We start from the raw sequence: 26,394 nt of genomic DNA on the forward strand, positions 1-26,394 counted from the left end.
TCGGTCACGGGGCGTCGCAGCGGCCGGGGCCACCCCGCTTCATCTGGTCGCGCAGCGCGGACTGAACAGTGGTCGACAGCCACGAGTTCAGCGACTGCCCGCTCTGCGCGGCCGCCTCCTCGGCACGGGCTTTGATCTGCTCGACCAGCCGCAGTGTCACCCGGCTGATGTCACCGGTGACCTCGTCGAAGGTGGGGTGGTCCTCCTCGCCCGCGGTCTTGCGCACGTCGATGTGGGCGTCGGTCCCGTCGACCGACACGTGCACCGTGCGGTCGGGGAGGGTCGTGCTCACCTCGGCGGCCAGTTCCGAGAGCGCGGCCAGCAGGACCAGCCGGGCGGAGTTCTCGGTGGCGGCGGCCAGGGCGGCGGCCGTAGCCTGGGTTTTCTCATCGCCGAGTGCCGCGGCGGCAATCAGGTTCTCGCGCAGCTGGGCGGTGTATTTGTTGAGATCCATGACACCAGTGTGACGCCGTCATTGACGTCATTCAAGGAAACTTCTGACGCCAGAAATGGTCGCTTGACGCGAATCACCATCGCGCCGGGCACGGTTCGGGTATAACGATGCAAATCCCGTTCGGGCAAGGCTGTAGCCTTCTGACTATGACGAACGGTGAATCGACGCGAATCGAGCTGCACGCGTCCGGCACAGTAGGTGTCGCGATGGTGACCCCCTTTACCGCCGAAGGCAAGCTCGACGTCGATGCCGGTGTCGCGCTGGCCGCCCGCCTGATCGACGGTGGCGTCGATCTGCTCGCCATCTCCGGCACCACCGGGGAATCGCCGACCACCACCGAGTCCGAGAAGTTCGATCTGCTGCGCGCCGTCGTGGACGCCGTGGGCGACCGTGCCACCGTCATCGCGGGCGCCGGCACCTACGACACCGCGCACAGCATCGAACTGGCCCGCAACGCGCAGCGCGCGGGCGCGCACGGCCTGCTGGTCGTCACCCCGTATTACTCGCGTCCCAGCCAGGACGGCCTGTTCGCCCACTTCACCGCCGTCGCGGACGCGACCGACCTGCCGGTCACCCTCTACGACATTCCGCCGCGCTCAGTGGTTCCCATTGCCACCGACACCATTCGCCGGCTCGCCGAGCACCCGCGCATCGTCGCGGTCAAGGACGCCAAGGGCGACCTGGGCGCCGGCGCCGAGCTGATCGCGGAGACCGGGCTCTCCTTCTACTCCGGCGACGATGTGCTCAACCTGCCGTGGCTGTCGGTCGGCGCGACCGGATTCATCAGCGTCATCGGCCATCTCGTGCCGGACCGCCTGCGCGCATTGATCGACGCCTATCGCGCCGGCGACGTGCAGCGGGCAAGAGAGATCAATGTGAGCATGGCCCCGCTTAACCGGGCGATGGCCCGCCTCGGCGGCGTCGCCATGACCAAGGGTTCGCTGCGCCTGCTCGGCGTCGAGACCGGGGAACCACGGCTGCCACAACTCATGCCGACCCAGGATCAACTCGACGAACTCGCGGTGGACCTGCGCGCGGCCGGGGTGATTGCATGACCGGCCCCGCTCGTCGCCCCCGCCGTACCGCCAGCCGCGCCGCCGGTGCGCCCGCCCCGGCTGCGGAGACTCCCGTGCAGCCCGCGCCGGCTCCGGCCCAGGCGGAACCCGCCGCCCAGGCGAGCACCGCTGCCGCGCCGCAGGAATCGGTGAAAGCCGCCGCCCCGCGCACGGAATCGGCTGCGGCCGAACCGGTTCGGGAGCGTGGCGGCCGCGGCGGCCGCGGCGGTGACCGCACCCGCCGCGGTGGCAGCCGGTCCCGGCAGGGTGGCCGCGATCGCGAGCCGGCCCCGGCCCCGCGCGACCCGCACGCGATGGGCACCCCGCCCAAGGCGCCCAAGGGCGGCCTGCGGGTGTTCGCGCTCGGCGGCATCGGTGAAATCGGCCGCAACATGACCGTTTTCGAGTACGACGGCAAGCTGCTGATCGTCGACTGCGGAGTGCTGTTCCCGGAGGATCAGCAGCCCGGCGTCGACCTGATCCTGCCCGACTTCGGTCCGATCGAGAACCGCATGGACGATATCGCCGCGGTCATCCTCACCCACGGCCACGAGGATCACATCGGCGCGGTGCCGTTCCTGCTGCGCCTGCGGCGCGACATTCCGGTCATCGGCGCGAAGTTCACCCTCGCGCTGGTGGCGGCCAAGTGCCGCGAACATCGGTTGCAGCCCAACCTGATCGAGGTCACCGAGGGTGAGCGCACCCAGCACGGCGCGTTCGACTGCGAGTACTTCGCGGTCAACCACTCGATTCCGGACGCCATCGCGGTGGCCATCCGCACGCCCGCGGGCATCGCGCTGCACACCGGTGACATCAAGCTCGATCAGCTGCCGCTCGACGGCCGCCTCACCGACCTGGCCGGTTTCTCCCGCCTCGGCGACGAGGGCGTGGACCTGTTCCTGGTCGACTCCACCAATGCCGAGGTGCCGGGCTTCGTGACGCCCGAGCGCGAGATCGGCCCGGTGCTCGACAATGTGATCGGCAAGGCCAAGGGCCGGGTCATCGTGGCCTCCTTCGCTTCTCACGTGCACCGCATCCAGCAGGTGGTGGATGTGGCGCAGCGCTACGACCGCCGGGTGTGCTTCGTGGGCCGGTCCATGGTCCGCAATATGCAGATCGCGCAGGACCTCGGCTACCTGGACATCCCGGACGGCCTGGTGGTCGACCTGGATCAGGCTGCCAACCTGCCGGTGCACAAGCTGGTGCTGATCTCCACCGGCTCGCAGGGCGAGCCGCTGTCGGCGCTGTCGCGCATGGCGCGCGGCGACCACCGCCAGATCAATATCCGCCCGGACGATCTGGTGGTGCTGGCCTCCTCGCTGATCCCCGGCAATGAGAACGCGGTCTTCGCGGTCGTGAACGGCCTGGCCCGCCTGGGCGCCACGGTCGTCACCCAGCAGAACGCGAAAGTCCATGTCTCCGGCCACGCTTCGGCGGGCGAGCTGCTCTACCTCTACAACGCGGTCCGCCCGACCAACGCCATGCCCGTGCACGGCGAGTGGCGGCACCTGCGCGCCAACGGCGCGCTCGCGGTGGCCACCGGCGTGCCCGAGGAGCGGGTCATCCTGGCCGAGAACGGCGTGGTGGTGGACCTGGTGGACGGCATCGCCACCATCTCCGGCCGCGTCCCGGTCGGCCAGGTCTACGTGGACGGCCTCTCGGTCGGCGACGTCGGCGAGTCCACCCTCTCCGACCGCCTGGTCCTGGGCGAGGGCGGCTTCGTCTCCATCAATGTCGCCGTCGACTCGGCCACCGGAAAGGCCGTCAGCACACCGGAGGTCAGCGGCCGCGGCTTCTCCGACGACCCCGAGGCGCTCGCGGGCGCTCAGGAACTCGTCGAGAACGAACTGCACCGCCTGGCGGTCGAGGGTGTCACCGACACCCACCGCATCGCCCAGTCCGTCCGCCGCGTGGTGGGCCGCTGGGTGGCCGAGACCTACCGCCGCCGCCCCATGATCGTCCCCACGGTCATCGGCGTCTGACCCGGCGCACAACCGAAAACCCAACCGCCCGAGCAGCATTCCGCTGTTCGGGCGGTTTCGCCTGTCGCGCGGCCGAATCCGCTGCGAACACAGCTCCGCCCCCGACGGTTCTGCTGTCGGGGGCGGCAAAACTGGGCGGTTCTCCTGCCAGGGCGTTCCTCCGCCGGGGGTCCACCGCCGGAGGCGGCACTCCGCCCGGGGCGGGAACTACAAGAGTTTCTACTTGTCCTGGCAGGCGGCCGAATCGAGCTTCGCGGCCTTGACGATGCTGCAGGCGTAGTTGTGGTCGATCTTCCAGTCGCTGCCATCGGCGACGAAGGAGACCGTGGCGTTCTGGACCGGCTTGCCGTCGATGGTGACGTCGGCGTCGGCCTTGAGCTTGCCGTTCGCCGGGTCGCCGACGTTGGTGATCTTGATGGTGACGTTGTTGGCCTTGGCGGCGTCGACCAGCTTCTGGGCCAGCTGCGGGTCGAGGGCGGCGTCCTCGATCCAGTCGGTCTTGGTCTTGGAGTCGATGGACGGGTCGAACGCCTTGGTGACCTTGTCGTTCAGTTCCTGCACGCTCGGCTTGGGCAGATCCGCGACCGTGGTGGGGGCGGGGGCCGCGCCGGTGATCTTGCCGTCGCCCTCGGTGCTGCCGTCGAACTTGCCGGCGGGGGCGGCCGCGGAGGTGGTGGCCGCGGCCTTGGTGCTGTCATCGGACTTGCTGCAGGCCACCAGGCCGAAGGCCGAGGTGGCCAGCATCAGCGCGGCGGTCGCGCGAAAGATGGTGTGCTTCAACGAAATTCTCCCCGTTGTCTTGGAATGGCGCCGTCGGATCAGAGCTGGTAGCCGGTGGTGCAGTTCCAGTGAATGATGGTGGCGTCGCCGGAGTTCCGGCCCAGCGCCTGGCTCTTGGCCGCGCTGCGCGAGGAGGCCGCGCCGAAGGTGTAGTAGCCGTCGCGCGACGAGTAGGCGATCGCGCCGCAGCCGTTCGCGAAGCGCGCCACGATGTGGCAGTCGGCCTGGGGGCACGAGCTCATGGCGGCGTTCTGCGCCGAGGGGCTGTCGGAATAGTCGTAGGAGTAGCCGATATGACCCGTGGACGGTGACAGCGCGATGGCGCCGTAGTAGTAGTCCTGGTAGGCATTGGCCGGAGCCGCGGTCGCGGCCAGCAGGGAGCCGGCGGCCGCGACCATCACGGCTGCGCCGCTGACAATCTTCTTCAAAGTGTTGCCCTTCTTGTGCTTTCGGATCCACGACCCTATGGACCGAGGGATCAAGCTACCGATACGGAAAGGTTGACGCCAACCCGGATCTGTGTTTTGTGCAGTGTCCTCGAGTGCGGCGTCGCGGCCGGCCGCACTGACACAACCGGAAGCCGCGATCACGATCAACTCCCGTCCTTATGAAGGACCGGGTGGTTTCCTTAACGCTGTCGTGCGCGTTCCGACATCCCCGACTAAGGTTCCCCTTATGACTTTGGCTCAACGGGAGCGCCAGGCCCTGGTTCAAGCGATGGCCGAAGCCGGCCCGGACGCGCCCACCCTGTGTGGTGAATGGACCGCCCGAGACCTGGCCGCGCACTTGGTCGTCCGGGAACGCCGCCCCGACGCCGCCCCCGGCATCCTGCTGAAGCCCTTCGCCTCCTATCTGGACAGCGTGCAGCGCAAGGTCACCCAGCGCCCGTTCGCCGACCTGCTCGACGAGGTGCGCAGCGGCCCGCCGTTTCTCCTGCGCCCGGTCGACTCGCTGATGAACACCACCGAGATGTTCGTCCACCATGAGGACGTCCGCCGCGCCGCGCCCGGCTGGGAGCCGCGCACGCTGTCCGCCGCCGATGAGAACCAGCTCTGGAAGATGCTGACGGGCTTGGCGCGCATGGCATATCGCAAATCGCCGGTTACTGTCGCGCTCTCCACGCCCGACGGCCGCCGCACCGTCGCCCGCCAGGCTGGCGACCGTACCGTCGTGCTGGCCGGGCCGCCGTCCGAGCTGCTGCTGCATGCGTTCGGCCGCAATGCCGTTCGGCTCGAGGCCACCGGCGCCCCGGACGACGTGGCGCTGGTGCACGCCCTCGACCGCAGCGTCTGACCCGCCGCCCTCGCGACCGCCCGCCCGGCGGGAGTGGCAGCGCGCACACCGGTCATGAAACGATCACGCGTCGAGCGGTAGCTTGCGTCCTCGGCAGCGGCCCGTGTGTGATGAGGTGGTAGGCAATGTCTTGGCAACTGGCGGTTCTCGGACCGGTCGAGTTGACGGCCGATGGCGTGCCGATTCCGCCCATGCCGCCCAAACAGCAGGCGGCGCTGGCCATGCTGGCGTGTGCGCGCGGGCGCACGGTGTCGGTCGAGGAACTGGTCGACGGCATCTGGGGTGCCGAACGGCCGAGCTCGGCGGTGGGCGCGCTCCGGAATTACGCGTGGGCGCTGCGCAAGCATCTGGCCGCGCAGCAAACGGTGCTGCTGTCGTCGGAAGCGCGCGGCTATCGCCTGGACGGGCCGCTGCACCTCGATGTCGACCGCATCGACCGGTTGCGTGGCGAGGCGGCCGAGGCGCGCGCTGCCGGCTGCCTGGAGACCGCCGACGTCGCGCTGCGTGACGCGCTAGGCGCGTGGCGCGGTGATCCGCTGACCGGCGTGCCCGGGCCGTGGGCCGCGGCCGAGCGTGCGCGGCTGCGGCGGCTGCATCGCGTCCTCACCGAGGATCTTCTCGAGCTCACCGTGCAACGCGGCGACTTCTCGCACGCCACGGCCGAATTGGCCGCGCTCATCACCGGTGATCCGCACAGCGAGCGGCTGCGCGGGCTCATGATGACGGCCCTCTACCGGGCGGGCCGCCGCACCGAGGCGCTCGAGGAATACCAGCGCATTCGCAGGCTGCTGGTGGCCGAACAGGGCATCGAGCCGGGTCCGGCGCTGGCGGAGCTGCACCGTCAGATCCTGGCCGACGAGCTGCCCACCGTGGCAGCGGAGACCGCGCCGATCGCCGTCGTCGCGCCCAGGCCGGCCCAATTGCCGCCCGACACAGCCGATTTCACCGGCCGTCATGATCTGGTGCGGGAGTTGTGCGCCGTGCTCGGCGCGACCCGGCCGATCGTGGCCATCTCCGGGATGGGCGGGGTCGGCAAGACGGCGCTGGCTCTGCATGTGGCACACCGGATCCGGGACCTGTACCCCGACGGCCAGCTGTACGTGGATCTGTTCGGCGCCGGCGCGACGCCGGCCGAACCGGAGCACGTGCTGGGCGCATTCCTGCGCGCACTGGGCGTGGCGCAGAAGGAGATTCCGGTCGGCGTCGCCGAGCGGGCCGCGCTGTTCCGGTCCGCCAGTAGCGGCCGCCGCCTGCTGCTCGTGCTCGACAATGCCTGCGACGCAGCGCAGGTCGCGCCGCTGCTGCCGGGGGACTCCGGCTGCGCGGTGCTGGTGACGGCGCGCCGTCCGCTCACCGCCCTCCCCGGTGTGCGGTCCGCGGCGCTGACGGTGCTCGAACCCGAGGAGGCCGTCACCCTGTTCACCCGCATCGTCGGCGCGGTGCGAGTGGCGGCCGAACCCGAGGCGGCACGCCGCATCGTGGAGCTGTGCGGCCTGCTGCCCATGGCGGTGCGCATCGTGGCCGCGCGGGTGGCGGCCCGGCCGCAGTGGACGGTGGTCTCCGAGGCGGACCGGCTCGCGGCCGAACGCCATGACCTGGACCGCTTCCGGGCCGGGGACCTGGCGCTGACGGCCGCCTTCCGCGCGGGCTACGAGCAACTGCCGCCGGACACGGCGCGCGCCTTCCGGCTGCTCGCCGTCGCCGATCTGCCCGAGCTCTCGCTGGCCGCCACCGCTGCGGTCCTCGACACCGTCGAATCGGTGGCCGAGGACCTGTGCGAGGAGCTGGTGGACCGCGGCATGCTGGAATCGGTCGGCCGGGGCCGCTACCACTATCACGATCTGATGCGCCTGTTCGCGCTCGGCCGGCCCGACCGCGAGCGCGAACTCGATGTCACCGCCCGCCTGCTCGACTACTACCTGGCCACCATGAAAACGGTACTGCGCGTGCGGCATCCGGGTCTGCGTCTGCGTCTCGCGCCCACCGGGCACCCCGGCACCCGCCTCGGCGATCTGGACTCGACTCGCGACTTCCTCACCATCGAGCGCCGCAATCTGGCCGCCGTCTACCGGCTGGCGGTCGCGGGGACGCCCAGGCATCGGGTGCTGGCGGCGGACCTGGCACTGACCGTGGCCGAGACGGGACTGGCCTGTGACGCCACCGTCGACCTGGTCAAGGTCCTCGAAGAGCTGGTGCAGGCCATCACCTCCGACGGTGACATCGTGGCAGCCCGCCGGGCCCGGCTGGCGCTGGTCTTCGCGCTGGCCGCGGAACTGGAAGAGCCGCACGGGGCGGCCGTGCACGTGCGCGGGCTGCTCGCCGACGACGATCCGGATATCGATCCCTGGACCTCCGGCGCGATTCAGGGCTTCGCGGGCGTGCTCGCCCTGCACGACGGCGACCCGGCCCGCGCCACAACCCATTTCGCGACCGCCCTCACCTACTACCGACGCGCCGACAGCTCCGAGTGCGTCCGCGTCGCGTATTCGCTACTCGCCCGGGCCTATTCGGCGGCCGGTCGCAACCGCGACTCCCTGGCCGCTGCGGCCCGGGCGGTGGTCGGCGACAACGAGTCAGGGGTGCGCCGCAATGTGGTGTGGGGTCTGACCGAGGCTGCCTGGATTCTCAGCAGCGAGGGCGACGCCGAGCGCGGCGCACGCCTTTTCGATGCCGCCCTGGTCACCGCCCGCCGCTTCGGCAACACCCGCTTCGAATCGGTGATCCACGCCCGGGCCGCCCGCGCCGACCTGGCCGCCGGTCGCTACGCCCAGGCCGCCGAGCACGCCGAACGCGCCGAGGCCACCCGGATCTCGGCCGGGGGCGCAGCCCACACCCACAACCTGCTGGTCCGCTACACGGCCCTGCGCCGCCTGGGCCGCACTCTCGACGCCGCCGAGTGCTACCGCACCGCGAGCACTCAGATCCCCGACTTCGACACCGCCCTCACCACCTGGACCGCCCTCCCCGCGACCCGCTGATCCAGCCGCGCTGCAGGCCGTGGCGGTTTTTCCGGCGCGCGAATGGGCCGGTACAGCCGGGGCGCGACGTAGTGTGACGGGTGGTTTCGGGCCGCTTCGAGGCGGGTGATCGCGCCGTCGGCGCGGGTTTTTGGTTGTGAGCGCCACAGTTTCTGATTCGGGTGGGCCGGGTGTTGCGGATGGTCCGGGTGGTGCTGTTGCGGCTAGCCTGGGACGCATGGCAGGTAAGGCCCGCACCGGAACGTCACGTTCGCGAGCGGCGGCTACGCGGGGGCAGGCTCCTGCACAGGCCCGCGCTCGCAGCCCACGCACCCCCGCGAAGGGGCGCGGGGGAGCGGGACGGAAGGCGCCGGCACGGCGGCCCGCTCCGCGGCGCGGGTCGAATACCGCACCGCTCGCGGTGGTTCGGCGGGGCGTCACCAGCGGCTGGACCGTGATGGCGCGAGGGCTGGGCGCGACGACGCGGGCGGTCAGCCGGGCCGGGGAGATCGAGCACGGGCATCGGCGCGACGGGATCGCGCTGGGGCTGGTGGCTTTCGCCTTCGTGATCGCGGCGGCCGTGTGGATGTCGGCGGGCGGTCCGGTCGGGCACTGGGTGGATGCCGTGGTGCGCGCGGTGGCCGGATCCGCCTCGGCGGCACTGCCGTTCGTGGCGGTGGCCATCGCGGTGATTCTGATGCGGACCGAGCCGCAGCCGGAGATCCGGCCCCGGCTGGTGCTGGGCGGTCTGCTGGCCGGGCTGCCGGTGCTGGGTCTGTGGCATCTGGCGGCGGGTTCGCCGTCCGACGCGCACGGTCGCGCGCATGCCGCCGGATTCGTCGGCTATGTGGTGGGTGGTCCGCTGGGTGAGGGGCTGAGCGCCTTCCTGGCGGTGCCATTGCTCATGCTGGCCATCGGTTTCGGGCTGCTGTTGATCACCGGCACCCAGGTGCGGGATGTGCCCGCCCGGCTGCGGGAGATCTTCGGCACCGGCGCGGGCGGCGACGAATACGAGAGCTACTCCGAGGAACACGGCCTCTACGACGCCGACAGCTATGACGCCGACGGCTTCCCGATGCACCGTCCCGAGGTGCGCAAGCGCCGCGGCCGAACCCCCTCGGAGAACTATCCGACCGACGAGTTCTCGGGTTCCGACGCGGTCACCGAGATCATCGGCGAGCCGCCGCTGCAGGACGCCAAGGACATCGCCGCGCCGGAGGAGAAGCCGAAGCCCAAGCCGCGCAAGGCCGTCGCGAAGGTCGTCGATCAGACTCCGCCGCCGCCGGAGCCGCAGCAGCTGGAGTTCGTCACCGACCGCGAGGTGGACGGCGATTACACGCTGCCGTCGCTGTCGCTGCTCACCGACGGCGATCCGCCGAAGAAGCGCAGTGCGGCAAACGAATCCATGATCGAGGCCATCACCGAGGTGCTGGTGCAGTTCAAGATCGATGCCGCGGTCACCGGTTTCGTGCGCGGCCCGACGGTCACCCGCTACGAGGTGGAGCTGGGTCCCGGCGTGAAGGTCGAGAAGATCACCGCCCTGGCCCGCAATATCGCCTACGCGGTGGCGACCGAGAATGTCCGTCTGCTGGCGCCGATTCCGGGCAAGTCGGCCGTCGGCATCGAGGTGCCGAACGCGGACCGCGAACTGGTGCGCCTGGCCGACGTGCTGAAGGCCTCGAGCACCCGCAACGACCATCATCCGCTGGTGATCGGTCTGGGCAAGAACATCGAGGGCGAGTTCGTGGCGGCCAACCTGGCCAAGATGCCGCACCTGCTGGTGGCCGGTTCGACCGGTTCGGGTAAGTCCAGCTTCGTCAACTCTATGCTGGTCTCACTGCTGTGCCGGGCCACCCCCGATGAGGTCCGCATGATCCTCATCGACCCCAAGATGGTGGAACTGACGCCCTACGAGGGCATTCCGCACCTGATCACCCCCATCATCACCCAGCCCAAGAAGGCCGCGGCGGCGCTGGCCTGGCTGGTGGAGGAGATGGAGCAGCGGTATCAGGACATGCAGGCCAACAAGGTCCGCCATATCGACGACTTCAACCGGAAGGTGAAGTCCGGCCAGATCACCGCGCCGCTGGGCAGCGAAAGGGTCTACCGCCCTTACCCGTACATCCTGGCCATCGTGGACGAGCTCGCCGACCTCATGATGACCGCGCCGCGTGATGTCGAGGACGCCATCGTCCGCATCACCCAGAAGGCCCGTGCCGCAGGCATTCACCTGGTGCTGGCCACCCAGCGGCCCTCGGTCGACGTGGTCACCGGTCTGATCAAGACGAATGTCCCGTCCCGCCTGGCCTTCGCGACCTCGTCGCTGACCGACTCGCGCGTCATCCTGGACCAGCCGGGCGCGGAGAAACTCATCGGCATGGGTGACGGCCTGTTCCTGCCCATGGGCGCAAGCAAACCGACCCGTCTGCAGGGCGCCTTCATCTCCGACGAGGAGATCGCGGCCGTCGTCGACTTCGCCAAAACCCAGGCCGAACCCGACTACCAGGAGGGCGTCACCGCCGCCAAGGCCGGCGAGAAGAAGGACGTCGACCCCGACATCGGCGACGACCTCGACCTCCTCCTGCAGGCCATCGAACTGGTCGTCACCTCCCAATTCGGTTCCACCTCCATGCTGCAACGCAAACTCCGCGTCGGCTTCGCCAAGGCCGGCCGCCTCATGGACCTGATGGAAACCCGTGGCGTCGTAGGCCCGTCGGAAGGCTCCAAGGCCCGAGACGTCCTCATCAAACCCGACGAACTCGACGGCCTCCTCTGGACCATCCGAGGCGGCGACGGCGCGCCGCCCGCCTCGGATGACGCTGAGCCCGAGGGCCTTTAGCCGCGGCGCAGGCCATGATCGCCGGCCCTCCGGGAACATTTGTCCAATCCACCGACACACCTCGGCCGGGATAGTGCACGTATGACTGTTTCCGGCAACAACTTACGCGCCGCCGCGGTGCTGATTCGGCCACTGCCGCTCATCACTGCACCCCCTCTCGGCCTTCATTGCGAAACACGCACGGTGGGAAGGAAAGGCAGATGACCCAAGCCGAACTGACTGGCGTGCCCGAGACAGCGTTGTGGACGCTGCGCAACCGGGCCGAGGAGGCGCTGCGCTCGGATTCCGGCTACGCCGACGACGAGGCGGTCCGGCTCTACCGTGCGCTGGCCGGGGAGGACTTCGAGCGATTCGGGCCACCCAGCCAGGTCCACCCGTTGCGCGCGATGGTGATCGACGAGATCATCGCCGGCTTCCTCGCCACCCACCCCGCTGGGCCGGTGGTCGCACTCGGTGAGGGCCTGCAAACAACGTACTGGCGTCTGGGTGAACCCGCGGCCGCCTGGTTCTCCCTCGACCTGCCGGAAATGGTTGCCGCCCAGCAGCGACTGCTACCTCCGGCCCCCGCGATCACCCGCCTGGCCCGCTCGGTGCTCGACCGGTCCTGGCTCGACGAAGTGCCCTCCGGCCCCGCGGTGGTCACCGCCGAAGGCCTGTTCATGTACCTCCCGCCCGCCGAGGTCCACCTGCTGATCGAGGACCTGGCCGGACATTTTCCCGGCGGCATCCTCCTCTACGACTCCATCCCGCGCGTATTCAGCGCGCTGACGATGAAGGGCAGGGTGCGCCTCAGCGACCGCTATATCGCCCCACCGATGCCGTCCAGCCAGTCCCTCCGTCAGGCGCGCCGGCTGCCCACCCGAATTCCGGGAGTCGTTGCGTCCGAGGACCTCATCCCGCCGCCCGGGCGGGGCCGATGGGCTTCCCCGCTGCTGCGCCGGGTCGCGAGTGCCCCGGTCGTGCGCGCGCTGCGGCCCTCACTCACCCTGCTCCGATTCTCGGAGTGAGCCATCTCGCCGGAAGACGCGGGGAGGCCCTCGGTCACAGCGATTCCAGCAGCCCCTCCCGTCGCGCTTTCTTCAGCCCGCGGCGGGCCAGGAAACCATTGGCGAGCAGCAGCGGCGTCTTGTTCGGGGGTGCCACGAAACCCCTGTCGTGCGGGCGATTCACCACCGGCAGCCCTGAACGACGTCGCCGCTCGCTACCGCCGAATTCGACCCGCCCGAACCTTCGGCTTCTGGTCTGGTCCGGCAGGTCGTCTGGATTGGGCTGATGAACGGTGCCGAAGCCGAATCCGTGTGCGGCCTGCCCCCATCCGGAATGTGGGCCGGGGGCGGATGCTCTCGGGTTTTGGAGGCCACGAAATGTGACGGCGCCTGAGTTGCATCGGGAGTTCGATGAGATTGCGGTGCAGCCGCGTGGGTTGCGGTGGGCGACGCCGCTGCAGTGTAGGACGACCACGGCGGTGATCATCCCGGTGACCGATCGATCTGCATGTGAGAGTGCTGATCCCGGTTATCCGCGCACTATCACTACCGAGACCCTGGCGGGGGACCTGGACCAGGCGCGGCAGGCGCTCGGTGTCGATCGGATCGATTTCTACGGCGGTTCGTACGGCACGTTCCTGGGGGCCGCGTACGCGACTCTGTTCGGTCCGCATGTCGATCACATGGTGCTGGACGGGAATGTGAATCCGCAGTGGGATTGGCGGGAGCAGTTCGCGCAGGGATGGCAGGCGCGGGAGGCGGGGTTCACCGAACTGTTCGATTGGATCGCCGCCAATGACGCCGTCTACGGGTTGGGTGATACGCGCAATGCTGTTGCCGCCGAATGGGTTCGGCAGGTTGATGCGCAGGGCGGCGGTTGGCTGGCCCGGCTCGATCCGGCGCTCGGCGGTGCCGGCGGTGCGCTCACTGCGCCGGGGCAGACGCCCAGTGCGGACGAGGTGTCGGGGCGGATCGCGAATCTGGTACAGACCGTGCGGCATCCGAGTGGCACGACCAGGCATTTTCGCATTCTTCTCCCGCCTGCAGGCTTCCGGCGCGTTCTGCGGAGCCTGGCCCGCCTCGTCCGACCGCATCCGTGTCGACGGCACCGGCCTGGCGACCCGCCCACTGATCCTGCAGAGCACCCGCGACACCGCCACCCCCGCCGCGGGCGGTCCCGTCATGGCCGCCGCCCTGAACGGCACCCTGGTCTGGGTGGACGGTACCGACCACGGTTCGTTCGGCCGCGGCAACGCGCCCGTCGACGATGCGGTTGTCCGCTATCTCGAATCCGGCGACGTGGCCGTCACATCGGCTCCGGCCGCCGCCATCACCACCCCCAACCCGCCCACGGAAGTCCCGGGCTGAGCTCCGCCACCCCTGAAGTAGAACGTGTTCTATATTCGGGGGTAACCGTTCCGGCGAGCCCTCGGGAGTTCACTACATGTACCAGTGGTCCGACGAAGACCTGATGTTCCGCGACGCCCTGCGCGGATTCATCGACAAGGAGATCAAACCGAACGTCGAGCAGCTGGAAAGTGGTGCGCTGCAGCCCTTCGACACCATCCGCAAGCTGTACGCGACCTTCGGCCTGGACGAGCTCGCCCGGGAAGGGCTGGAGAAGGCCTTTGCGCGGGAAGAGGGTGGCGCCGAGAACAAGCCGGGCAAGCCCGGCGGCGGGTTCAGCGGATCGGGCAGCATGGGCGTGATCCTCAACAGTGAACTCGCCGGCATCAGCCTGGGCCTGGTGGCCTCGATGGGCGTGAGCCTCGGCCTCACCGTCGGCACCATTCGCAGCCGCGGCACCCTGGCGCAGAAGAAGCGCTGGCTGCCCGAGCTGGTCACCTTCGAGAAGGTCGGCGCCTGGGCCATCACCGAACCCGATTCGGGCTCGGACGCTTTCGGCGGCATGAAGTCCTACGTCCGCCGCGACGGCGAGGACTACATCCTCAACGGCCGGAAGACCTTCATCACCAACGGCCCGTACGCGGACGTCACCGTCGTCTACGCCAAGCTCGACGAGGAGGACGGCACCGACCGCCGCGACCGCAAGGTCCTCACCTTCGTGCTCGACAAGGGCATGCCCGGCTTCACCCAGAGCGCCGCCTTCAAGAAGATGGGCATGAACTCCTCGCCCACCGGAGAACTGTTCTTCGACAATGTCCGTATCACCCCCGACCGGCTGCTCGGCGAAACCGAGAATCCGGCCAAGGGCGACGGAAAGGACAGTGCCAAGGAGTCTTTCGCCGCCGAGCGCATCGGCATCGCCTCGCTGGCGTTGGGCATCATCAACGAATGCCACCGGCTCAGCGTCGATTACGCCAAGTCACGCAAGCTCTGGGGCAAGGAGATCGCCCAGTTCCAGCTCATCCAGCTCAAGCTGGCCGAGATGGAGATCGCGCGAATCAATGTGCAGAACATGGTGTTCAACGCCATCGAGCGCACCGCCGCGGGCGAGAAGGTCTCCCTCGCCGAGGCCTCGGCCATGAAGCTGTACTCCTCGCGCGCGGCCACCGAGGTCGCCATGGAGGCCGTGCAGCTCTTCGGCGGCAACGGCTACATGGCCGAGTACAAGGTGGAGCAGCTCGCCCGCGACGCCAAGTCGCTCATGATCTACGCGGGCAGCAACGAAATTCAGGTCACCCACATCGCCAAGGGCCTGCTCGGCGGGTAACCCCGCACTCAGGACAGCGGGCCCACCACGGATTCGGCGCCGGCCAGCAACTCGCCCGAGGCCGCCAGCTGCACGACCGCTTCGATCTCCGGTGCCAGGTAGCGGTCGGCGCCCGGTCCCTCGACCACCTCACGAATCCGGTCGCGGACCGCGGCGGTCGCGGGGGACGGTTCCAGCGGAGCCCGCAGATCCAGGGCGCGGGCCGCGGTGAGGGCCTCGATGGCCAGCACCCGGGTCAGGCCGTCGATGGCGCGGCGCAGCTTGCGAGCCGCGGACCAGCCCATCGACACGTGGTCCTCCTGCATCGCCGAGGAGGGGATCGAGTCCACGCTCGCGGGCGCGGCCAGGCGCTTGAGCTCGGAGACGATCGCGGCCTGCGTGTACTGGGCGATCATGTGGCCGCTGTCGACGCCGGGATCGTCGGCCAGGAACGGCGGCAGGCCGTGGTTGCGGGCCCGGTCCAGGAAGCGGTCGGTGCGGCGCTCGCTGATGCTGGCCACATCGGCGACCACGATGGCCAGGAAGTCCAGCACGTAGGCCACCGGCGCACCGTGGAAATTGCCGTTGGACTCCACCCGGCCGTCGAGGGTGACCACCGGATTGTCCACGGCGCTGGACAGTTCGTAGGACGCGATCCGTTCGGCGTGCGCGAGGGTGTCGCGCGCGCCGCCCGCGACCTGCGGGGCACAGCGCAGCGAGTAGGCGTCCTGCACCACCGTGCAGTCGGGGGTGGCGTGGCTGGCCACGATGCCCGAACCCTGCAGCAGCCGAACCATATTCGAGGCGGCGAGCGCCTGACCCGGCTGCGGGCGCAGGGCCTGCAGGTCGGCGGCGAACACCTTGTCGGTGCCGAGCAGGCCCTCGACGCTCATCGACGCGGTCACGTCGGCCAGGCGGAAAAGCCGGTGCAGGTCGTGGCAGGCCAGTACGAGCATGCCGAGCATGCCGTCGGTGCCGTTGATCAGCGCCAGGCCCTCCTTCTCCGCGAACACCATCGGCTCGAGACCGGCCGCGGCCAGCGCCTGCGCGGCGGGCATGAGCGTGCCGTCCGCATCGCGGACCATGCCCTCGCCCATCACCGCGAGGGCGACATGCGACAGGGGAGCCAGGTCGCCGGAACAGCCGAGGCTGCCGTACTCGTGCACGACCGGCGTGATCCCCGCCGACAGCAGCGCCGCGTACGCCTGGGCGACCTCCACGCGCACGCCGGTCCGGCCGGTTGCCAGCGTGGACAGCCGCAGCAGCATCAGGGCACGGATCACCTCACGCTCGACCTCGGGCCCCGAACCGGCCGCGTGCGAGCGAACCAGGCTGCGCTGCAACTGAGTTCGCAGTTCCAGCGGAATGTGCCGGGTGGCCAGGGCGCCGAAACCGGTCGATACGCCATAGACCGGCTTCGGGTCGGCCGCCAGCGCCTCGATCCGGGTGCGGCTCGCCCCGATCACGGTGAGCGCGTCCTCCGACAGCCGCACGGTGGCATTGCCACGGGCGACCCGGACCACGTCCTCGGGGGTGAGGGCGCCGACGCCGACGACAACTTCGGTGTCGGATGCCGCCGCGGCGTGCTGCTCGGAAAGTCGGAGGGTGTTCGCGTTCATCGTGTTGTTGTCCAATCCAATCTGCGGTCAGGGAAGAGCTCTGCGCTCAGGAAGAGCTGTGCGGTCAGGGAAGAGCGATTTCGGGCGCCGGGTCCGTGAGGGCCACCGGTGCGGGTTGCGTTGCGGGCCGGACCCACAGCCGATAGGCGGCGGTGAGCAGGACCAGCCAGACGGCTCCGACGACGAGCGCCACCCGGGTGTCGGCGTCGAAGGCGAGCAGGACGATCACGAAGGCCAGGCCCGCGATGGCGAAGATCGGCAGGTAGGGCCACAGCGGCACCGGGAACTTCAGCGCGGCAGCCTCTTCCGCGCTCATCTGCTGCCGCGAGCGGAAGTGGGACACCAGGATCATCAGCCAGACGAAGACCGTGGCGAAGGTGGCGATGGAGGCGATGACCACGAAGACCCGGTCCGGGATCAGGTAGTTGAGCATCACGCCGACCAGTAGGGCCGACACCATGATCACGACCGTCATCCACGGCACACCGTTGCGGGAGACCCGCCGCATCACGGCCGGAGCCTGCCCGCGCAGGGCCATGCCGTACATCATCCGGCCCGCGCCGAAGATATTGCTGTTGATGGCCGACAGCGCGGCCGTGATCACCACGACGTTCAGCACGGTCGCCGCGGACCCCAGGCCCAGGCTCTTGAAGATCTGCACGAACGGACTGCCCTCGTCGCCGATCTGGTTCCACGGCGTGACGGCCATGATCACGGTCAGGGTCAGGACGTAGAACAGCATGATGCGGGCGGGGACGGTATTGATCGCCCGCGGAATCGTCTGCTCGGGATTCTCCGCCTCGCCCGCGGTGACGCCGATGATCTCCGAACCGCCGAACGCGAACATGACGATCGCGAAGCACCCGAGGAAGCCGCCCACGCCGTTGGCGAAGAATCCGCCTCCGGCGTGCAGGTTGGACAGGCCCGTGCTGGTGTCATGGATGCCGAATCCCCAGATCAGTACGGCGGTTCCGCCCGCGATCATGGCGATGATCGCGACCACCTTGATCAGGCTGAACCAGAACTCGAGCTCGCCGAACACCTTGACGTTGAGCAGGTTGATCGCGCCGATGAAGAAGACGATCGCCAGCACCCAGATCCACCGGGGGACATCCGGGAACCAGAACCCCATGTAGACACCGAAGGCGGTGGTGTCGGCCAGCAGCACGATGACCATCTCGAAGATGTAGGTCCAGCCGGTCATGAACCCGGCCAGCGGGCCGATGTGCTGGCTGGCGTACTCACCGAACGACCCGGACACCGGATTGCGGACCGCCATTTCGCCCAGCGCCCGCAGCACGATGAAGATCACGGCGCCGCCGATCAGGTAGGCCAGCAGCACCGAAGGGCCGGCCTGTTTGATCGCCTCGGCCGATCCGTAGAAGAGGCCGGTGCCGATGGCCGAACCGAGTGCGATGAATCGGATGTGGCGGGCGGTCAGACCCCGGGTCAGGGTCGAGGAGATGTCTTTCACGGATCGGACTCCCTGGTGTTGTTCATAACGCAGCCCGACAGGGATTGTGAGTGCGTTCACATATGTATAGGGCTGTCTATACAACTGTGTCAAGAGCGGGTAGTTACACAACGGCAACTAATTTAGTTGGCCGTCGCGCCGAGTCGCGATCCGGTGGATCAGCCGAGCGGCCGTGCGCGCGGTCCGGTGGTCGATATCGAGCTCCGGATTCAGCTCCGCCACATCCAGCAGCGCCAGCTTGCCGCTGCCCGCGACCAGGTCACACACCCGCTCGATCACCTCGAGCGGCACGCCGTACGCGGCCGGAGCGCTGACGCCGGGCGCGACCGGTGCGGGGAGCACATCCAGGTCAATGGTCAGATACACGACATCGACGGTGGCCAGGAACTCCTCGACGAAACCCTGCACCCCGGGCAGATCCGCGACGGTGCAGTCCTCGTCGAGCCGATAGCGCACTCCCAGCGCCGCGGCCGTGTCGAACAGTGCCACGGTGTTGCTCGGCTGCGAGATGCCGAGCACCGCATAGTCGAGCGCCCGCCCCGCTGCCGCCTCATCCTCGGCCATCTGCCGGAAGGGTGTCCCGGAACTGGGCGTCGGGTCGGCGCGCAGATCGAAATGGGCATCGAGGTTGAGCACCCCCAGCCGTGCCCCGGCCGCGACCGCGGCCCCGGCGGCGATGCCGAGATAGCTGGCGTAGGCCACCTCGTGGCCACCGCCGAGCACCGTCACGAAATGCCCGCCGTCGAGCAATGCGGTCACCACCGCGCCCAGTCGCCGCTGACCGGATTCGAGATCCCCGTCCTCGACCGCCACGTCACCGGCGTCCATGACGCGTGCCGGGCGGGGTAGCGCCATGGACGACAGTGCCTGCCGCAGGGCGGCCGGGCCGGAGGCAGCTCCGGTCCGCCCCTTGTTGCGGCGGACCCCCTCATCGCTGCGGAATCCGACCAGAACGCTTGCCCCGGGCGGGGTTTCGGGGGTGAACGGGGATATCGCGCTGTGCCAGCGCAGATGTGCCGGGCCCGGGCCGTCGTCGCGACCGGACCAGGGGGCGGGCGGATGATCGACAGCGGTCACAGCCGGTGTCCGTCCTTCCAGATCTCGCGCACCAGCGCCACTCCCGGCCGGTATGCCAGGTACAGGTGCGAGGGCGCGTCCAGTGCGATCAGATCGGCGCGCGCGCCGACCCGGATGTGGCCGATGTCGTTGCGCCGCAAGGCCGCCGCGCCGCCCGCGGTCGCCGCCCACACGGCTTCGTCCGGGCTCATGTGCATTTCGCGCACGGCCAGTGCGATGCAGAACGGAATGCTCGTGGTGTAGCAGGTGCCCGGATTGCAGTCGGCGGCCAGTGCGACGGTCACGCCCGCGTCGAGCAGGGCCCGCGCGTCGGGATATTTATTGCGCGTGGAGAAGTCGGCCCCCGGCAGCAGGGTGGCGACCGTGCTGCTCGCCGCCAGCGCCTCGATGTCCTCGCCGGTGGTGTAGGTGACGTGATCGACCGAGGCCGCGCCCAGCTCGGCCGCCAGCTGGACGCCGGCGCCGTAGCTGAGCTGGTTGCCGTGCACCCGCGGCGTGAGCCCGGCCGCGATACCGGCCTCGAGCACTGCACGCGACTGGTCGGCGTCGAAGGCGCCCTCCTCGCAGAAGACGTCGATCCAGCCGGCGTGCGAGGCGCACGCCGGAATCATCTCGTCGATGACCAGCCGCACGTAATCGTCGGTGCGCCCGGCGAATTCCAGCGGCGTGACATGCGCCGCCAGCAGGGTCGTCTCCGACGTGTGCCGGGCCGCGATCTCGAGGCTCCGCAACTCATCGGCAACGGTCTGCCCGTAGCCCGACTTCGTTTCGATCGTGGTGGTTCCGGTCCGGAGGGCCTCGGCGACCAGCCGGGCGACATTGGCGCTCAGCGTCGAGTCGGTGGCCGCCCGGGTCGCGGCAATGGTCGTCCGGATGCCGCCCGCGCTGTAGGGCGCGCCCGTCATGCGGGCCGCGAATTCCTCCGACCGCTCACCGCCGAACACCAGATGCGCGTGGCTGTCGACGAATCCGGGCAGGGCGGCACGGCCTTCCAGGTCCACCCGGGTGCCGGCGCTGCCCTCGGGCAGGTGCGTCCGCGGGCCGACCCACTGGATCAGGCCGTCGCCGAGCACCACCGCCGCATCCCGGATCACGCCGAGCGGGCCCGCGCCGATCTCGGGATCATTGGTCACCAGGGTGCCGATATTGTCGATGACCGTCCACTGCCCGGATTCGTTGTGCATGTGAGTTCAGTTCTCCTGCATCGGGATTCGGACGCCGCGCGTGGCGGCGACATCTGCCGCGTGCTGGTAACCGGCATCGACGTGGCGGATCACGCCCATGGCGGGATCGTTGGACAGCACCCGCTCGAGCTTGCGGGCGGCCAGTTCGGTGCCGTCGGCGATGCACACCTGCCCGGCGTGGATGGAACGGCCCATGCCCACTCCGCCGCCGTGGTGGATCGACACCCATGATGCCCCGGACGCGGTGTTGACCAGGGCATTGAGCAGCGGCCAGTCGGCGATGGCGTCGGAGCCGTCGGCCATGGCCTCGGTCTCGCGATAGGGGGAGGCGACGGAACCGGAGTCCAGGTGGTCACGGCCGATGGCGACCGGCGCGGACAGTTCTCCGGAGGCGACCATCTCGTTGAACTTGAGTCCCGCCCGGTGGCGTTCGCCGTAGCCGAGCCAGCAGATGCGGGCGGGCAGGCCCTCGAAGTGGACCTTCTCCCCGGCCATGGTGATCCAGCGCTCGAGGTGCTCGTTCTCCGGGAACAGCTCGAGAATGGCCTGGTCGGTGGCGGCGATGTCCTTCGGGTCGCCGGACAGGGCGGCCCAGCGGAACGGGCCCAGGCCCTCTTCGAACAGCGGCCGGATGTACGCGGGCACGAATCCCGGGAATTCGAAGGCGCGCTCGTAGCCGCCCTTGCGGGCCTCGTCGCGGATGGAGTTGCCGTAGTCGAACACCTCGGCGCCGGCGTCCTGGAAGCCGACCATGGCCTCGACGTGAGCGGCCATGGACTTGCGGGCCTCGGTGGTGAACCAGGCGGGATCCTCGGCGGCGCGGCGGTGCCAGTCGGCCACGTCGACGCCGATCGGCAGGTAGGACAGCGGGTCGTGGGCCGAGGTCTGGTCGGTCACGATGTCGATCGGCGCGCCCATGGCGAGCAGGCGCGGGAAGATCTCCGCGGCATTGCCGACCACGCCGATGGACAGCGGTTCCCGCGCGTCGCGCTTCTGGACGGCCAGTTCCAGTGCGGCTTCGAGGCTTTCGGCCTTGGTGTCGAGGTAGCCGTGCGCGATGCGGCGATCGATGCGGGTGACGTCGACGTCGACGCACAGCGCCACGCCGTCGTTCATGGTCACCGCGAGCGGCTGCGCGCCGCCCATGCCGCCGACGCCGGCGGTCAGGGTGATGGTGCCGGCGAGGGTGCCGCCGAAACGCTTGCGCGCCACCGCGCCGAAGGTCTCGTAGGTGCCCTGGAGGATGCCCTGGCTGCCGATGTAGATCCACGAGCCCGCGGTCATCTGGCCGTACATCATGAGGCCCTCGGCCTCGAGCTTGCGGAACTGCTCCCAGTTGGCCCAGTCGCCGACGAGGTTGGAGTTGGCCAGCAGGACGCGCGGCGCCCATTCGCTGGTACGCATCACGCCGACCGGCTTGCCGGACTGAACCAGCAGCGTCTCATCGTCTTTCAGGGTGGTCAGCGTGCGCACGATGGCGTCGTAGGCATCCCAGCTGCGGGCGGCGCGGCCGGTGCCGCCGTAGACGACCAGATCGTCCGGACGCTCGGCGACCTCGGGGTCGAGGTTGTTCATCAGCATGCGCAGGGCGCCCTCCTGCTGCCAGCCGAGGCAGTTCAGTTCGGTGCCGCGCGGCGCACGGACCGGGCGGGGGCCGGACGTGGGGTTGGTGGTCATCGGGACTCCTGTGTATGGGCTGATCGTGACGCCCATAACACCCCGGATTCGACGCCTGGAACAGCGTCGGCGCGAGAGATTCTCGGATCCGAGACACCTGACCGCTGTGGGGCGTCGCCGGAGCGCCGATACACTTGGGCCCGAACGGGCGGGTGTCCACCGATGGGCAGGATGTGGAACAGGTGACGAATGTGGCGATGGACGAGGTGGATATCGCGTCGCTGTATCGGGCTCGCGGCCGTGGAGCAGCCCCGGCGTATCAGCGCGTCAAGGATCTGATCACCGAGCAGATCATCTCGGGGCGCTGGCGGGAGGGCGAGCTGCTGCCGTCGGAGAATCAGCTGGTCGGTGCGCTGGGACTGTCGCGCATGACGATCAATCGCGCGCTGCGGGAGCTGAGCGCGGACGGTCTGGTGGTCCGGCTGACCGGTGTCGGCACGTTCGTGGCCGAGCGGAAGGTCAGTTCGGCGCTGGTCGAGGTGCGCAATATCGCCGACGAGATCGGGGACCGGGGCCACCGGCATCGGGCCGAGGTGGTGTCGCTGGAGCAGCGCCCGGCGGATTCGGTGATCGCGCAGGACCTCGGCGTCGCCGAGGGCAGTCCCGTATTCCATTCGAAGCTGGTGCATTTCGAGGATGGACTGCCGATCCAGCTGGAGGATCGCTTCGTGAACCCCGAGTTCGCGCCGCGCTATCTGGAACAGGACTTCACGACCACGACGCCCAACACCTACCTGGTGTCGGTGGCTCCGCTCGGTCGCGGCGAGCATGTGGTGGAGGCGGTGCTGCCGACCCCCGACGAGTGCGCCCTGCTCGGGCTCGCCGAGTCGGAGCCGTGTCTGCTGATCCGCCGTCGCACCTGGTCGGAGGACCGGCTGGTCAGTTCGGCGCGGCTGCTGCATCCCGGTTCCCGCTACCGGCTCGCGGGAACCTTCGACGCGCAGACTTCCTGAGGGATTACCCCGTGCGGACCAGGCCACGGATCTGACGCACCGCCACGGACATGGCGGCCACATCGGCGGTCGGGCTCTCGAGGATTTCGGTGAGGGTGGAGCTGGTCCGGTGGATGCGGGTGGCGTTGCGGGTCGCCCACCGGGCGATGGTGTCGGCGGGCGGCTCGGCCGGATCGGGCCGGTCCGCCAGGAGCGCCAGGCACAGCAGGCGCAGGGATCCGTACAGGTCGTCGCGCAGGGCCAGGCGGGCCATCGAACCCCAGCGGTCCTCGGTGGACAGTCGCGAAACCGATTGCAGCAGGCGCACTGTGCCCAGATGCTGGCTCAGCGAGTAGTACAGCCCGGCCACGTCGGCCACCTCGTGACCGCCCGCGCCGGCGACCTCGATGATGTCGAGCAACCCGAACTGGTCGAGCAGCAGGTGCACCCGGGCGGCCAGCTCGTGCGGCACCCCGGCGTCGATCGAGTCCGCGATGCGGCCGTGCAGGTCCGCCAGTTCGCGGTCGCGCAGCCATTCCGGGACCAGGTGTGCGTGTGCCGCCAGTCGCGGGGCGAATCTTGCTGTCTCGGTGGCGATGTCGAGCGGCTGCGGGCGGTTGGCCAGCAGCCAGCGAACCGCCCGGTCGAGCACCCGCTGCGTGGTGCGGACGAGCCCGTTGGTCACCGCCGCCGGCAGTCCGCTGGCGGCGATGTCGTGCCAGAGGCGGTGCAGTCCGAAGACGCGGGTGGCGACGAGATAGGCGCGCACCACGTCCGGCCCGCCGGCCGCGGAGTCCTCGGCCAGCCGGAAGACGACACTGATTCCGCCGTGGTCGATCACATCGTTGGCGAGCTGCGTCGCCACGATCTCGCGGTGCAGCGGGTGCTCGGACACGCTGTCGCCGAAACGTTCTCGCAGTGAGGCGGGGAAGTAGGCGAGCAGGTGATCGTGCATCGCGGGGTCGTCGGGCAGGTCGCCGGCGAGCAGTTCGTCCTTGATCGCGAGTTTGGCGTGCGCCAGCAGGGTCGCCAGTTCCGGGGAGGTCAGACCGCGGCCGCTGTCGGCGCGCCGGGTGAGCTCGTTCTCGTCGGGCAGCGCCTCCAGGACCCGGACCAGTCCGCGCCGGTCCTCCAGCTGCGCGATCATGCGGGCGTGCACGCCGATGCGGGCGGCCGCGTCGGCCCGGCTCACGCCCAGGACCCGGTTCTGGGAACGGTTGTCCCGCAGGACGATCCGGCCGACCTCGCCAGTCATGTCGGCCAGCAGCCGGTCGCGTTCGGCCCGGTCCACCCGGCCCGCCGACATCATGCCGTCCAGCAGAATCTTGATGTTCACTTCGTGGTCGGAGCAGTCGACCCCGGCCGAGTTGTCCAGGGCGTCGGTGTTGATTCTGCCTCCGCCGCAGGCGTATTCGATGCGGCCGCGTGCGGTGAATCCGAGGTTGCCGCCCTCGCCGACCACGGTGGCCCGCACGTCGGCGGCGTTCACCCGCACGCCGTCATTGGCCTTGTCGCCGACGTCGGCGTGTGATTCGGCGGCGGCCTTGACGTAGGTACCCACGCCGCCGTTCCACAGCAGGTCGACGGGTGCGCGCAGGATCGCGCGGATCACCTCGTTCGGTGGCGCCGCCGTGACCGACTCCGGAAGCCCAAGTACGGCACGGACTTCGGGACTGAGGGGCACCGATTTCGCCGATCGCGGCCACACCCCGCCGCCGGCGCTGATCAGGGTGGGATCGTAGTCCGCCCAGGACGAGCGGGGCAGTTCGAACAGTCGCCGGCGTTCGGCGTAGGAGATCGCGGCCCGCGGCTGCGGGTCGAGGAAGATGTGCCGGTGGTCGAACGCGGCGACCAGCCTGATGTGCTCGCTGAGCAGCATGCCGTTGCCGAAGACGTCGCCGCTCATGTCGCCGATCCCGGCCACCGTGAAGTCGGCGGTGCTGGTGTCGCGGCCCATTTCGTGGAAGTGGCGTTCGACGCTCTCCCACGCGCCGCGGGCGGTGATGCCCATCGCCTTGTGGTCGTAGCCGACCGATCCGCCCGAGGCGAACGCGTCGCCGAGCCAGAAGCCGTAGCCCGCCGCGACATCGTTGGCGATATCGGAGAAGGTCGCGGTGCCCTTGTCCGCGGCCACCACCAGGTAGGTGTCGTCGCCGTCGTGGCGGACGACGTCGCGGGCCGGGAGCACGGCTCCCGTGGCCGCGTCGATATTGTCGGTGACGTCGAGCAGGCCGGCGATGAACTGCCGGTAGCAGGCGATGCCCTCGGCCAGGTGGGCGGCGCGGTCGGCCGCGTCGTCGCCGGTGGCCCGCGGGGGTTGTTTGACGACGAATCCGCCCTTGGCGCCGACCGGCACGATGACGGCGTTCTTCACCGCCTGCGCCTTGACCAGTCCGAGGACCTCGGTGCGCAGGTCCTCCTTGCGGTCCGACCAGCGCAGGCCGCCGCGCGCCACGGCGCCGAACCGCAGATGCACGCCCTCGACCCGGGGCGAGTAGACGAAGATCTCGAATCGTGGCCTGGGATGGGGGAGTTCGTCGATTCGCTGCGGGTCCAGCTTGATCGACAGTGCCGTCGCATGGCCGTCGCGCACGAAGTAGTTGGTGCGCAGCGTGTTCCGCACCAGCGTGGTGAGGGCGCGCAGAATGCGGTCCGCTTCGAGCCCGACGACCCGGCCGATGGCGTCGTTGAGCCGGTCGGTCACGTCGGCCTCGGCGGATGCGGAGTGCCCGTCCGGCGCGAACCGCGCGTGGAACAGGTCTGCCAGCAGCCGCGCGGATTCGGGGTGTGCGGCAAGGACTTCCGCGATCCGTTCCGGGCTGTACGGGAATCCGCTCTGTCGCAGGTACTTCGCGTACGCCCGCAGTACCGACACCGGACGCCAGGCCAATCCCGCGCCCAGCACCAGGCGGTTGAAGGTGTCGCTCTCGGCGTCGCCCCGCCAGGCGGCGGCGAAGGCTTCGGTGAAGCGGGTGTGCGTGCCGTCGTCGGGCGCCGGTTCGCTGTCGAAGGCCAGGCCGAAGTCGTATATCCAGCATTGGTTTCCGGCCGAATCGTCGACCGGGTAGGTGCGTTCGTCCAGGACTTCCACGCCGAGGGACTGGATGACCGGCAGGATGCGGCTGAGCGAGACGGCCGCACCGGCGATGTAGAGCGTGAGCCGCAACCGTCCGCGCGCCCGTCCGGTGGGTGGGTGCAGAGCCACGTCGCACGAGTCGGGGTGCAGCGTTTCGATGCGGGCGATGTCGGCGGCGGCCCGGCCGGGGTCGAAATCGTGTTTGTACCACTCGGGCAGGGACCGGGAGTACGCCTTCGCCAGGGTGTGGTCTGCCATGCGTGCGTAGAGGTCGTCGTCCCAGTCCTGCGTCATTGTCGGAAATCTCCCCGTTGCGGCGGTTGTATATACAACAACATACAACCGCTGTGAGGGGT

General features: G+C 69.4%; 17 protein-coding genes and 2 pseudogenes. 10 read left to right on the plus strand and 9 right to left on the minus strand.

Annotation, left to right across the window (positions count from 1 at the left end):
• Positions 1 to 4: 4 nt before the first annotated feature.
• Positions 5 to 454, minus strand: a complete 450-nt coding sequence (locus ACFXIV_RS26150; protein ID WP_379398485.1) for a hypothetical protein — start codon at positions 452 to 454, stop codon at positions 5 to 7.
• 146 nt (positions 455 to 600) lie between these two features.
• On the opposite strand from ACFXIV_RS26150, the gene dapA reads away from it, so the two are divergent.
• Complete coding sequence (gene dapA / locus ACFXIV_RS26155; RefSeq protein ID WP_379398487.1) at positions 601 to 1,509, plus strand: 4-hydroxy-tetrahydrodipicolinate synthase; 909 nt, start codon at positions 601 to 603, stop codon at positions 1,507 to 1,509.
• Positions 1,506 to 3,491 (plus strand): ribonuclease J, encoded by a 1,986-nt coding sequence (locus tag ACFXIV_RS26160; RefSeq protein WP_379398489.1) that lies wholly within the window; start codon positions 1,506 to 1,508, stop codon positions 3,489 to 3,491. The genes dapA and ACFXIV_RS26160 overlap by 4 nt, the downstream gene beginning before the upstream one ends.
• 219 nt (positions 3,492 to 3,710) lie before the next feature.
• Here the strand turns inward: ACFXIV_RS26160 and ACFXIV_RS26165 are convergent, their stop codons facing one another.
• Both ACFXIV_RS26165 and ACFXIV_RS26170 read right to left on the minus strand, forming a co-directional pair.
• Positions 3,711 to 4,271, minus strand: coding sequence for a hypothetical protein (locus tag ACFXIV_RS26165; protein ID WP_379398491.1), 561 nt, complete (start codon positions 4,269 to 4,271; stop codon positions 3,711 to 3,713).
• 38 nt (positions 4,272 to 4,309) lie between these two features.
• The gene (locus ACFXIV_RS26170; protein ID WP_379398493.1) at positions 4,310 to 4,699 is read right to left on the minus strand and encodes a DUF4189 domain-containing protein; all 390 of its coding nucleotides are present in this window, start codon (positions 4,697 to 4,699) and stop codon (positions 4,310 to 4,312) included.
• Between the two features lie 247 nt (positions 4,700 to 4,946).
• Here ACFXIV_RS26170 and ACFXIV_RS26175 point away from each other — a divergent pair, with 247 nt between their 5' ends.
• From ACFXIV_RS26175 to ACFXIV_RS26205, 7 genes and pseudogenes are all read left to right on the plus strand, one after another.
• Positions 4,947 to 5,564 carry a TIGR03085 family metal-binding protein gene (locus tag ACFXIV_RS26175; protein WP_379398495.1) on the plus strand — a complete coding sequence of 206 codons (618 nt, stop codon included), beginning with the start codon at positions 4,947 to 4,949 and terminating at the stop codon, positions 5,562 to 5,564.
• Between the two features lie 125 nt (positions 5,565 to 5,689).
• Entirely contained in the window at positions 5,690 to 8,542 is a 2,853-nt protein-coding gene (locus ACFXIV_RS26180; RefSeq protein ID WP_379398497.1) for a BTAD domain-containing putative transcriptional regulator, read from the plus strand.
• A gap of 217 nt (positions 8,543 to 8,759) precedes the next feature.
• Positions 8,760 to 11,360, plus strand: coding sequence for a DNA translocase FtsK (locus ACFXIV_RS26185; protein ID WP_379398499.1), 2,601 nt, complete (start codon positions 8,760 to 8,762; stop codon positions 11,358 to 11,360).
• Between the two features lie 200 nt (positions 11,361 to 11,560).
• A complete protein-coding gene (locus ACFXIV_RS26190) occupies positions 11,561 to 12,367 on the plus strand; it encodes a class I SAM-dependent methyltransferase (protein WP_379398501.1) in 807 nt (268 codons plus the stop codon).
• A 272-nt stretch (positions 12,368 to 12,639) separates the two neighbouring features.
• A pseudogene (locus tag ACFXIV_RS26195) lies at positions 12,640 to 13,155 on the plus strand (alpha/beta fold hydrolase); the annotation flags it as partial.
• Between the two features lie 196 nt (positions 13,156 to 13,351).
• On the plus strand, positions 13,352 to 13,714 hold the full coding sequence (locus ACFXIV_RS26200) for an alpha/beta hydrolase (protein WP_379398503.1): 363 nt from the start codon (positions 13,352 to 13,354) through the stop codon (positions 13,712 to 13,714).
• 76 nt (positions 13,715 to 13,790) lie between these two features.
• Positions 13,791 to 15,020, plus strand: coding sequence for an acyl-CoA dehydrogenase family protein (locus ACFXIV_RS26205; protein WP_379398505.1), 1,230 nt, complete (start codon positions 13,791 to 13,793; stop codon positions 15,018 to 15,020).
• 8 nt (positions 15,021 to 15,028) lie between these two features.
• Here ACFXIV_RS26205 and hutH read toward each other — a convergent pair whose 3' ends face one another.
• The 5 genes from hutH to hutU form a co-directional block, all read right to left on the minus strand.
• Positions 15,029 to 16,618, minus strand: coding sequence for a histidine ammonia-lyase (hutH, locus tag ACFXIV_RS26210; protein ID WP_379398507.1), 1,590 nt, complete (start codon positions 16,616 to 16,618; stop codon positions 15,029 to 15,031).
• A 64-nt stretch (positions 16,619 to 16,682) separates the two neighbouring features.
• Positions 16,683 to 18,092: an amino acid permease gene (locus ACFXIV_RS26215; protein ID WP_379398509.1), complete on the minus strand. Its 1,410-nt coding sequence runs from the start codon at positions 18,090 to 18,092 to the stop codon at positions 16,683 to 16,685.
• A 117-nt stretch (positions 18,093 to 18,209) separates the two neighbouring features.
• Entirely contained in the window at positions 18,210 to 19,169 is a 960-nt protein-coding gene (gene hutG, locus ACFXIV_RS26220; protein WP_379398511.1) for a formimidoylglutamase, read from the minus strand.
• Positions 19,166 to 20,353 (minus strand): imidazolonepropionase, encoded by a 1,188-nt coding sequence (gene hutI / locus ACFXIV_RS26225; RefSeq protein WP_379398513.1) that lies wholly within the window; start codon positions 20,351 to 20,353, stop codon positions 19,166 to 19,168. The genes hutG and hutI overlap by 4 nt, the downstream gene beginning before the upstream one ends.
• 6 nt (positions 20,354 to 20,359) lie before the next feature.
• Positions 20,360 to 22,030, minus strand: coding sequence for a urocanate hydratase (hutU, locus tag ACFXIV_RS26230; RefSeq protein WP_379398515.1), 1,671 nt, complete (start codon positions 22,028 to 22,030; stop codon positions 20,360 to 20,362).
• Positions 22,031 to 22,227: 197 nt separating this feature from the next.
• Here hutU and hutC point away from each other — a divergent pair, with 197 nt between their 5' ends.
• Positions 22,228 to 22,983 (plus strand): histidine utilization repressor, encoded by a 756-nt coding sequence (gene hutC / locus ACFXIV_RS26235; RefSeq protein ID WP_379398788.1) that lies wholly within the window; start codon positions 22,228 to 22,230, stop codon positions 22,981 to 22,983.
• A 4-nt stretch (positions 22,984 to 22,987) separates the two neighbouring features.
• Here hutC and ACFXIV_RS26240 read toward each other — a convergent pair.
• Positions 22,988 to 26,332 (minus strand): annotated as a pseudogene (locus ACFXIV_RS26240) (NAD-glutamate dehydrogenase); the annotation flags it as partial.
• Positions 26,333 to 26,394: the final 62 nt, after the last annotated feature.

The sequence above is a fragment of the Nocardia sp. NPDC059236 genome (genome assembly GCF_042754085.1).
GTDB lineage: Bacteria > Actinomycetota > Actinomycetes > Mycobacteriales > Mycobacteriaceae > Nocardia.